This window comes from Desulfovibrio sp. (assembly GCF_035644575.1).
Classification (GTDB): domain Bacteria; phylum Desulfobacterota; class Desulfovibrionia; order Desulfovibrionales; family Desulfovibrionaceae; genus Desulfovibrio.
On sequence record NZ_DASQOG010000076.1, the window covers coordinates 1 to 10,976 of the forward strand.

The 10,976-nt window shown below is 59.3% G+C and carries 7 protein-coding genes and 1 pseudogene; 5 read left to right on the top strand and 3 right to left on the bottom strand.

The window, feature by feature from the left end; all coding sequences use genetic code 11:
- Positions 1-883: hydroxyethylthiazole kinase (thiM, locus tag VEZ52_RS03955; protein ID WP_324835631.1), on the top strand; the 883-nt coding region annotated here is incomplete at its 5' end.
- Between the two features lie 132 nt (positions 884-1,015).
- On the opposite strand, the gene VEZ52_RS03960 is transcribed toward thiM, so the two are convergent.
- The 3 genes from VEZ52_RS03960 to VEZ52_RS03970 form a co-directional block, all read right to left on the bottom strand.
- On the bottom strand, positions 1,016-3,004 hold the full coding sequence (locus VEZ52_RS03960) for a chemotaxis protein CheW (RefSeq protein WP_324835632.1): 1,989 nt from the start codon (positions 3,002-3,004) through the stop codon (positions 1,016-1,018).
- Positions 3,005-3,591: 587 nt separating this feature from the next.
- Positions 3,592-5,421 carry a translational GTPase TypA gene (gene typA, locus VEZ52_RS03965; RefSeq protein ID WP_324835633.1) on the bottom strand — a complete coding sequence of 610 codons (1,830 nt, stop codon included), beginning with the start codon at positions 5,419-5,421 and terminating at the stop codon, positions 3,592-3,594.
- A 182-nt stretch (positions 5,422-5,603) separates the two neighbouring features.
- Positions 5,604-6,515 (bottom strand): purine-nucleoside phosphorylase, encoded by a 912-nt coding sequence (locus VEZ52_RS03970; protein WP_324835634.1) that lies wholly within the window; start codon positions 6,513-6,515, stop codon positions 5,604-5,606.
- Positions 6,516-6,830: 315 nt separating this feature from the next.
- Between VEZ52_RS03970 and VEZ52_RS03975 the strand changes: the two genes are divergently transcribed.
- The 4 genes and pseudogenes from VEZ52_RS03975 to VEZ52_RS03990 form a co-directional block, all read left to right on the top strand.
- Positions 6,831-8,285, top strand: coding sequence for a biotin carboxylase N-terminal domain-containing protein (locus VEZ52_RS03975; protein ID WP_324835635.1), 1,455 nt, complete (start codon positions 6,831-6,833; stop codon positions 8,283-8,285).
- A 12-nt stretch (positions 8,286-8,297) separates the two neighbouring features.
- Positions 8,298-8,468 (top strand): hypothetical protein, encoded by a 171-nt coding sequence (locus VEZ52_RS03980; protein WP_324835636.1) that lies wholly within the window; start codon positions 8,298-8,300, stop codon positions 8,466-8,468.
- A 16-nt stretch (positions 8,469-8,484) separates the two neighbouring features.
- Positions 8,485-10,740, top strand: coding sequence for an acetyl-CoA carboxylase carboxyl transferase subunit alpha/beta (locus VEZ52_RS03985; protein ID WP_324835637.1), 2,256 nt, complete (start codon positions 8,485-8,487; stop codon positions 10,738-10,740).
- A gap of 141 nt (positions 10,741-10,881) precedes the next feature.
- Positions 10,882-10,976 (top strand): annotated as a pseudogene (locus VEZ52_RS03990) (biotin attachment protein); the annotation flags it as partial.

Below are 10,976 nucleotides of genomic sequence, written 5' to 3' on the forward strand. Positions count from 1 at the left end.
CCTGCGCTTTTTTTACTATTGCTTCCGGTCTGGCCGGGGGAGACAGAGCATGGAATGCTTTGGGGAAATTCTCGACATGGTGCGCCGCCAAAGCCCCGTGGTGCACAGCATTACAAACTATGTGACAGTCAATGACTGCGCAAATATCATTCTGGCTGCGGGGGGATCGCCCATCATGGCTGATGATGCGGCGGAAGTGGAGCAGATTGTGGGCCTCAGTTCGGCCCTGGTTCTGAATATCGGCACACTCAACACCCGCACGGCGGCGTCCATGCTGGCGGCGGGCAAACGCGCCAATGCCCTCAACATTCCCGTTGTGCTCGACCCTGTGGGCGCGGGCGCTTCCAGCCTGCGCAACGAAACACTGCGCACCCTGATGCAGGAAGTGCGCTTTGCCGCCATCAAGGGCAACAGTTCTGAAATCCGTTTTCTGGCGGGCGACAAGGCCACCGCGCGCGGCGTTGACGCCGATGAAGGCACGCTCGTTTCAGAAGACAACCTTGCCGCATCAGCCCGCATGGCCATGAGCATGTGCGCCGCCACTGGTGCGGTTATCATCATCAGCGGTCGCATCGACATTGTGGCCCACCCCAAGGGGGCCTGGGCCGTCAGTAACGGCGACCCGCTCATGACGCGCATCACGGGCTCAGGCTGTATGACCGCCGCCGTGGTGGGCTGCTGCGTGGGCGCTGCTCCGGCCGAGCTGCCGCAGGCCTGCCTGTGCGCCATGTGCTCCATGGGCGTAGCCGGAGAAATTGCCGCAGAAAATATGGGGGCCGTGGGCGGCGGCACAGGCACCTACCGCACACTGCTGCTGGATGCCATGAGTTCCCTTGACGGCCCCGCCATCACCTGCCGGGCCAAGGTGCAGCACATAGCCTGACCTGCGCCAGAGTTCTGATGCTCATAAAGCCCGCCGCCGTTCGACATTTGAGCGGCAGCGGGCTTTTGCAATTCTGGCGTCTGGCTGGCAGAAAAAACTTTTAGCGCTGTATAGAACTCACGAGTTACTGCTCTAAATGGGCAGCCGCACAACGCAGAGCACATCGTTGATGTAGCGCCCATCGCGCTTGTATTCGCGGTAACCGCGCGAGCGCGCGCAACCCACGGCATACAGCACGCCATCTACAGATTCGAGCTGCGAGGTGCATTCGCCCTGTCCAAGGGCCACCCACTGGGGCCGCAGCTCACAACTTTCACCGGGGTGCATGTGGGCCTCGCTGGCAGCCACAAGGGTTCCGCCCGCTTCGGCAAAAAAGCTTGCGGCCCCGGCAATCACTTCGCCGTCCCCATTCTTGGGCAGTGTATCGCCCAGCATGTCCGCAAACTGCGGCAGGGAATCAAAAACAATGCCTATGCCGCCAACGGCTTGCCCCCCCTGGGGTGCAAACACGGGGGCGCTGTACACATAGGTGGGCTGCGCCGCACCTTTCGGGTGATACAGCTCAGTAGCGCGAAAGGGCGAGACGGAAAAATCGTCCGAATCCTTGAGCGACAACGTCCGGCGTACATACTCCTCGCCTGTCTGCTGCCCGTAAAGGCCACGTTCCCCGGCCTGCGAGCAGGCCACAATGGTTCCCCGCGCATCGTAGAGAAACAGGTTTGAGTACACGGTATAATAGCTGTTGATGTACTCCAGAATATCCTCAAGCCGTGAGAGGTCGCCCCTGCTGACGGACGGCTGCGCAAGGATACGGCGAAAAGCCGGGGTCAGCGCCCACCAGCGACAGTCGTTGGCGCGTTCGTATAGATTGCGATCCATTATTTCCACGGTGATGGAGGCCAGAAACGAGGCATCGTTCAAACGCGAAGCCGTAACTGTTTTCAAAAGGCCATCGGTGAAATAATGAAACTCATGCTCCATCTCGATGCCCATTTTGCGCACGGCATCCAATATGGGCGGCAGGGCCTGGGCGGCGTGGCGCTCGTCTTCCCGCGCGTTGCCGCTCTGACGGGCGGCCATTATCTGCCCGTTGAGCGCCGCCAGCGTCAGGTCGCCCATAACATCGCCAGCCTGTTCTTCAATGCTGGTCAACTGGGCGGAAAACCCCGCTTCCCGCCGCACAAGGGCAACATCAATCCCATCTGCCGCCTTGCTGGCAAACGCGCTTTGCGCGTTACGCAGTACGTGGGTTTGCCATGCCTGCCCCTCATAGCCCTGATAGCCTTCTGAAGGGCGCGAGACCGCCAGAGTTGCCTTGCTGGCATGGGAGGTCACGGCAAAGCTGTCCTCCTGGGTGCGGGCAAAGGTGCGCCCAGTGGGAACCATGCGGGTATCGCTGCTGGCAAAGGCCTGGCCTTTTTCGTCCAGCAGCAGAATGACCATATCCTGCGCAAAGCGCGCCATGCCTGCAAAGAGGTCTGCGGTTTCACCGTCCATATCAAAGACGAGGCAGAGCACGCCCAGGGGTTCGGCGATGCCTTCGGCCCGGATGGCGTGGGAATATACAAGAACAGCCCGGCCATCGGGGGAGATATCTGTGGGCCGAAAGGTTTCCACAAATTCCTGCGCGGCCAGCGTCTGCCTGACCAGCGGATCGTTTGAGGCGTTCACAGGCCGTTTGGTATCAAGCTGCACGCACACACGGCCCTGAGGATCAAGCACCAGAATATCGCGGTACACGCTGTATTTGGAGCGGTAGGCAGCAAGCCGGGCGCGCAGCGTGGGCACGTCGCATGCGCCGCTCTGCAAAAAGCCCACAATCTCGCCGTCTGTTGCCAGAAAGCTCACGTCCGCAGTGCGCTCATAAAGATTGCGCTTGATGATGTCCATAACCACCTGGGCCACGGGCGACATTTCACGCACGGCTTTTTCAAGCAGCTTTTCGCCCAGCATGCTGGTCATGTCCTGCCGCAGCAGGCCAAACGTATCGCGGGTCTTAAAGATGAAATCAAAGAGGGTGGCGGCAATGGCGTTGCAGTTGATTTTGCCCGTGAGGGCAATCCACGTCCATTGCCGTTCCAGTTGAGAAAACACCGTGTGGCATCGCCTGATATCAGGCATAAAGGGAATCAGCTGCTCTACGGCCTCTTTCGTGGACGCATGGGGGTCGCGCACAATCACCTCGCTCGATTTTCTCTTGGCGCCGCAACGCAGAGCAAAAAACGGACTATTGATAATCCTTTGCAAATTACAGTAACGATATCAAAACTCAAGCGGGGGGGGCAAAGAACCTGTGAAAAATTCACAAAAAAGTCAATGATACTCTGATTTTTTTAAAAGAGGTATTTTTACGCATCCAGAGATTTGCCTTATTAAAAATGATAGGCAACAAACTGCAAACTTATTAGCACACTAATCATCCATGACAGTAAAATACATTTCATATTTTTGTGTTTAAGCATGTATCCAATACACATTATCAAATTATTATTTATACTGTGGACAGCGTGGCGTACCAGTCCTTATCGATAGCATAATAAAAACTTAAGGGTATTTGCCTGAAGGGCATCGCCAATCATGGCAAAAAGACCTGACCTCCCACAAAAAACTCTCCGGGCGGTGAAAACAGCAACACCCCCGCAAGGCCTTGCCCTGCGGGGGTGAACTATCTGAATGAACGGCAGTAAGCCGTTCGTCATGCTGATGCTTTAGCTGTTCTTGCGCTTGCCTGCGGTCTGGTAGCGCTTCATGGCCGAAAGTTCGGCCTTGCGCAGACGGATGGAAAGAGGCGTGACTTCCACCAGTTCATCTTCGCGCACAAAGTGCAGGGCGTGTTCAAGGGTCATTTTTTTCACCGGAGTAAGGGTGACGTTTTCATCCTTGCCCGAAGCGCGCAGGTTGGTGAGCTTCTTTTCCTTGGTGGGGTTAACGTCGATGTCGTTATCGCGGTTGTGCTCGCCCACGATCATGCCCTCGTACACCGGGTCGCCGGGTTCCACAAACAGAACGCCGCGCGGCTCAAGGTTAAAGAGGGCGTAAGCCACGCCAGCGCCAGCGCGGTCGGCAACGATGGAACCCGTGTAACGCGTGGGGAAGTCGCCGCGCCATTCTTCGTAGCCTTCCACGTAGGAGTTCATGATGCCGGTACCCTTGGTATCGGTGAGGAACTCGTCGCGGTAGCCGATGAGGCCGCGCGAAGGCACGCTGAATTCAAGGCGTACACGGCCCGTGCCGTTGTTGACGCAGTTGAGCATGCGGCCCTTGCGCTGGGCCAGCTTGTCGGTCACCACGCCCATGAACACTTCGTCGCAGTCAACGTACAGACGTTCAATAGGTTCGATGACCTTGCCGTTTTCGTCCTTGCGCAGAATAACTTCGGGGCGGCCGACGGAAAGTTCAAACCCTTCGCGGCGCATGGTTTCGATAAGGATGGCCATCTGAAATTCGCCACGGCCCTTGACCAGAAAGGCGTCGCGGTCTGCCGTGTTTTCCACGCGCACGGCCACGTTGCGCAGGGTTTCCTTGACCAGGCGGTCATAGATGGCGCGGCTCTGCACAATCTTGCCCTCGCGACCGGCCAGGGGAGAGCTGTTGATGCCAAAGCGCATGGCCACGGTGGGCTCGTCCACGCGGATGCGGGGCATGGCGCGGGGGTTGTCGCGGGTGCAGATGGTATCGCCGATGGTCACATCTTCGATACCTGCCAGAACCACGATGTCGCCGGGCAGGGCCTTTTCCACTTCCACCACCTGCAATCCATCATACACCTGAAGCTTGGTGGCGCGCAGGGGCTTGGCCTGACCATCCTCGCCGATGCAAGCCAGGGATTCCTTGGCATAGACCGTGCCGTGCATGATGCGGCCCACGGCCAGACGGCCCAGATAGTCGGAATAGTCGAGGTCGGCCACCAGCATCTGGAAGGGCTGCTCCGGGTCATGGCTGGGGCCGGGGATGTACTTAACAATGGCATCGAACAGAGGCGAAAGATCCTTCTGCTCGTCGTCAATGTTGTTCATGGCCACACCAGCGCGCCCAATGGCGTACAGCACGGGAAATTCAAGCTGGTGCTCGTTGGCGTCCAGATCGATGAACAGGTCATAAATTTCGTTGAGCACTTCCTGGGGGCGGGCGTCCTTGCGGTCAATCTTGTTGATGACCACAACCACGGGCAGACCGGCCTCAAGGGTTTTGCGCAACACAAAACGCGTTTGCGGCAGCGGCCCTTCAGAGGAGTCCACCAGCAGGATTGCGCCGGTAGCCATGGAGAGCGAACGCTCCACTTCGCCGCCAAAGTCGGCGTGGCCAGGGGTATCAATGATATTGATCTTGACCCCTTTCCAGTTGACGGCGCAGTTCTTGGCGGCAATGGTGATGCCGCGTTCGCGTTCCAGATCCATTTTGTCCATCACGCGGTCGTCAACCTGCTGGTCGGCGCGAAAAACGCCGCCCTGCTTGAACAGACCGTCCACAAGGGTGGTCTTGCCGTGGTCAACGTGGGCGATAATGGCGACGTTACGAAGGGATTCATTGTGCTGCATGGCTTTGTGCCCTTAAAAAACACTAGGTAGTGCGGTTTTGTTCCCCGCCGGGGGGAGATTCCGACTGGCAGCGAAGCTGCGCCAGTTCAGCGCCGGGTGCGGCCGACGCAGGCAGGGGGAAAAACCGGCAGTCGGTATTGTTTGTTCTTTAATGATGTCCGGGCCGCGCTTTTACGCACTTTTCAGAGTTTTGTCACCATGGCGCGGATGAGCCGACCCAGATTTTTGCCCGCCACAGCGGCCACTGCGAGGATTTCTTCCAAGGGGGCCGGGGTCATGCAGTCAGGTAAATTTTTATTGGTCAAACATGAAAGGCCAAGCACACGCATGCCCATATGACGTGCCGCAATGATCTCAAGCACGGTGCTCATGCCCACGGCATCGGCGCCCCACTGGCGGTACATGCGTGTTTCTGCGGGCGTTTCCATTTCCGGCCCATGCACGCCAATGTATACGCCGCGCTCAAGCCGTAGTCCCATTTTTGCCGCGGTCTCCATGGCCATCGCCCGCAAATCCGCGTCCAGAGGCGCGCACATGTCGGGGAAGCGCGGCCCCCACTCCTCAACATTGATTCCGGTAAGGGGCGAATGCCCGGTATGATTGATGATGTCGCTCATGCACATTATACCGCCAGCGTCGAACTGCGGGTTCAGGCCGCCCGCCGCATTGGTGATAACAAGCGTTTTCACGCCCATCAGCGCCATAACCCGTACGCCCATGCAGACCTCTGCCGGGGTGCGTCCTTCATAGAGATGGCAGCGCCCTTGCTGGATAAGCGCATAGCGCCCGATGGAGTCATCCTCTCCACACGCTCCGGCAAACCGGCCCCATACAAATGCGCCCGCATGCCCTTCCACGCTGGAAGCGGGAAAACCCGGCAAGTCGGTATAGGGAACAACAACACGGTCTTGCAGCTTTTCTGCCAGAGCAGAAAGCCCCGTACCCAGCACAATGCCCACAGGTGCATCCGCATCGGGCGCGGCCTTGGGATCAAGCCTGCGCGCTCCCAAGGGCAAAGCCAGAGGCCCCTGCGCGGCCTGAATGGCGTCACGCAGTGCCGTTGCGGCGCGCTGGACATCCTGAAAATTTTGCATAGAATCCTCTCCTGAAAAATACGCTCAGTGGTCTGCTGTCAGGCCGCAATCCGCGCCGCGCGTTCCTTTGCCGCTGCGCGGCTTTTTGTGCCGGACAGCCCCTGCGCGAGTGGATTTTCGCGCCAAAAGCGGGTAAGAGGTGCGGATGCACAGTCTGTATAGCTCGCCAATCGACACCCCACAAGGGGGGAGCGGGCAACGAAACAGAACCGTAACACCCCGCGATGCAAATCCAAACTCCGGCACACGCCCGCGCCGCCTCATGGGCAATCGCGGCCATGCCGGGCATAAACCAACACAAAAAAGCGCAATTCAATGAGGGAGACAGGCTTGGACAAAGCTCAGGACAGCATTCCCCTGCAAAAGCACAAAATTCTGGTGGCCAACCGTGGCGAAATAGCCATGCGCATCATGCGCGCCTGCCGCAAGCTTGGAGTGGCCTTTACCGCCATCTTCACGGCTGAGGACGCGGCATCGGGCCATGTGCGCCTGGCGCGCGAACAAGGCGGAGAAAAAAGCCTGTACCGCGTGTCGTCTTACCATGACGCCAACGAGCTTATGGCCGTGGCCGACGAGGCGGGCTGCACAGCAGTTCACCCCGGCTACGGTTTTTTTGCCGAGGATTTTCGTTTTGCACGCCGCGTGACCAAACGCGACCGGAAACTTATCTTCATCGGCCCCTCGTGGAAAATCATTCGCGAGCTGGGCGACAAAATCAACACCAAGCGCCTGGCGCGCAGCCTGGGCGTACCCACCGTTCCCGGGTCCGACCGCCCCATCTATGACGAGATGGAAGCCGAACGCATCGCCAAGAGCGTGTTCGAGTTTCAGGATCAGCAGGGCATCACGCGCCCGCTGGTGCTGGTCAAGGCTTCCGCTGGCGGCGGCGGCATGGGCATTGAGGAAGTGTACGACCCGGATCAGTTCCGCTCGGTCTACCGCCGCATCCGCAGCTACGCCCTGCGCCAGTTCAAGGATGAAGGCGTGCTCATCGAGCAGCGCATCACCGACTTCAACCACCTTGAAGTACAGGTGGTTTCTGACCGTTCGGGGCAGAATCCCGTACACTTCGGCACCCGCAACTGCTCCATCCAGTCAACTGGCCGCCAGAAGCGCATTGAGGTCGCCCCGGGCTTTGCGCCCGAAGAACTCAAGTACACCTTCGACGCGGGCAAGGTGCTGCGCGATATTGTTGACTACTCCCTCACCATGGCCCGCAAGGTGGGCTACGACAACGTAGGAACCTGGGAATGGATTGTGACCCGCAAGGGCGAGCCTTTCCTGATGGAAGTGAACACGCGCATTCAGGTGGAAAACGGCGTGTCCGCCCGCATTTCAAAGGTGAACGGCAAGGGTGATGTGGACCTCATTGCCGAGCAGATCCGCATTGGCCTTGGCGAGCCTTTGGGCTACGGGCAGTCGGACATCACCTTTGAAGGTCTCGGCATTGAATACCGCCTGATCGCCGAAGATCCGGACAGCAACTTCACCCCCTGGGTGGGCCGCATTGAAAAATTTGCGTGGAAAGACCAGCCCTGGCTGACCATGCTCACCCATGTCCCGACAACTGAGCCTTACGAAATTCCCACAGAGTTTGACCCCAACCTGGCTCTTGCCATCATCTGGGGCAAAGACCTTGAGGAAGCCAAGGCGCGCGGCCTTGAATTTCTTGGGGATCTGCGGCTGGAAGGCCACAATGCCTCGGGCGAGGAGCTGAAGTCCAACGTCAACTTCCTTGCGGCCAACACAGAGCGCATTTTGCGCTTCTGACGGGACCAGCCCATGAGCACGGCACCGTCCACACATCTGGCGCAGGTTTCCGCAGACTGCGGAAACTCCTGCGCTCTGGCCGGGGTGCAAACTTTACGCACCCAGTATGGACGCATGCTGGCAGACAAGCCATTGGCCGCCCGGGATTCCGGGGATTTCGCCTACCTAAAAAAACCAGTCTAGCTGGCCCCAATATACTATGGACAACAACATCGAAAAACGCATCCAGAGTCTGCGCGACAGACTTACCTATCTGGTGGACATATTCGCCGGCAAGCACAAGGATAACGCCGACCTGCTTGAAGAAAAGCTGACCGCCTTCACCGCGCGCGTCCGCTCCGGCAATGTGGAAGATCCCTATGCCGAACTTGCCACGGTAGAAGATCTTTTCAACTATGTGGAACGCCGCCTTGAGGGCAGCATCACGCCCATGGACAAGGTGCGCATTGTGCGCCACGCCCAGCGTATCTGCCTGCGCGACATACTTGAAAACGTCTACGACAATTTCACCGAAGTGGGTGGCCAGGACGAGCACAGCCTCGACCCCAGCATGCTCATTGCCCGTGCGGTCATTACCCGCCGCCGGGGCAAAAAGGTATACACCCAGTCCGTCATGGTTATCGGGCAGGAAAAGGGCCACGGCGCGGAATTCCGCAACGGCGGCTCGGTCAAGCCCTGGGGCAACGCCAAGGCGCAGCAGTACATGCGCGTGGCCGAGACCGAAGGGATACCTGTCCACACCTACATCTTCACGCCTGGCTCGTATCCCATTGAGGATTACCCCGGCGCGGCGCAGCAGATCGCCCGCAACATCTACAGCATGGCTGGCCTGCGCGTGCCCGTTATCGCCGTTATTTCCGAAGGCGGCTCCGGCGGCGCGGAAGCCATCGGCCTTGCAGACAAGCGCCTGATGCTCTCGCACGGCTACTATTCGGTTATTTCGCCCGAGGGCGCCGCCGCCATTGAAGGCCGCATCAAGGCTGGCCAGCGCGCCACGCCCGAGCTGATCGAAAGCTGCGCCACTAACCTCAAGATGACTGCGCAGGACAACCTCAAGTTCGGCTACATCGACCGTGTGGTGCAGGAGCCGCCTCTGGGCGCGCGCCCCTGGCACTTCGACTTTTTCCGCAGTCTGCGGCAGGAAGTGCTGCGCGCCACCGATGAGGTCGTAATCTCCACGCGCACCATGCCCGGCCTCAAGGGCCTGGCCCTGGCCCGCGTGCGCAAGCCCGATGCCAACCTGGACGAAATGTACACCCGCTGGGGCCTGACCTCTGCCGCCAAGGACAGGCTGCGCGAACGCCGCCAGCAAAAGTTCTTGCGGCTCTCGCGTCAGGCAGCGCGCGACAGGCGTCCCTTCTTCACCAAGATGGCCGTTGCCACCTGGGACTGGCTCACCAAGCCGTGGGTCAGCTTCAAGTACGATTTCTACCGCAAGCACCAGATGCGCATCCGCACCTTTATGGAAGAAATCGACAACGAGTGGGAAGTATTCAAGAGCCGCCTGCTGGCCCCCTGGCACAAGCTCACCCGCAAGTTGCCCAGCGCCAAGGCCGAAAGCAGCAAGGTCAAGGAACTGACCGCCCTGTCCACGTGGTCGGACGACGGCCGCCGCAGCCGGTGGAACTACATTTCGCCGCGCTACAAGACAGACCGCGCCATCACCTGCCCCAACAGCGCCGCCTATGGCTGCCTTGACCTGTGGGGGCCTGACCTCTTTGCCGAATTCGCGGGCGTGTGCAGCCACTGCGGCTACCACTTTCCCATGGAGCCGGAATGGTATGTGAAGAACGTCTTTGACCTCGGCTCGGTCTTTGAATTCAACAGCGAGATTGAAGCGGGCAACCCCCTTGATTTCCCCAACTTCGGCGACCGCGTTCTTGACGCGCAGAAGAAAACAGGGGCCAAGAGCGGCTGCATGACCTTTGAAGCCCGCATAGACAATACCAAGATGGTCGTAGCCATGCTCATGGGCACCTTCCGGGGCGGCTCCGTGGGCGCGGCGGAGGGCTACAAGTTTGTGGAAGCCGCCCAGCGCGCCGCCAAGAAGCGTTATCCCTTCCTGGCCTATGTGCACGGCACGGCGGGCATCCGCATTCAGGAAGGTACGCACGGCGTTATCCAGATGCCCCGCTGCACCGTGGCTGTGCGCCGTTACATTGAATCCGGCGGCCTGTATATGGTGCTGTACGACACCAATTCCTTTGCCGGGCCTGTGGCCAGCTTCCTCGGCTGCTCGCCCTACCAGTTCGCGGTGCGCTCGTCCAACATCGGCTTTGCCGGGCCGGGCGTTATCAAGGAAACCACGGGCATGGACATCCCGCCCAAGTACCACCGTTCGTACCGCGCCCTTTCGCGCGGGCACATCCAGGGCATCTGGGACAGAAGGGAAGTGCGCGCCAATCTCAAGCAGGCCCTGCTGACCATTGGCGGCAGAAACCTGTATTACAGATAGCGCGCCACGGCGTAGAAAAACGACAAGTATTCCGAGTGACGCGGCGGCCGGGAACAGTCCGGTCGCCATGCGCCGGAGGTTCGGGGGCAGCAGCCCCACCAGCCGGAGCGTCGCCAATATATAACGTTAACGGACCCAAGCATGATAAACATATCTGCACTGCTGGACGAAATAAAGGCTTCGCCCTACCGCGAAATAGTCATCAGCACGCCTCACACGGGCAAGGTGACCTTTGC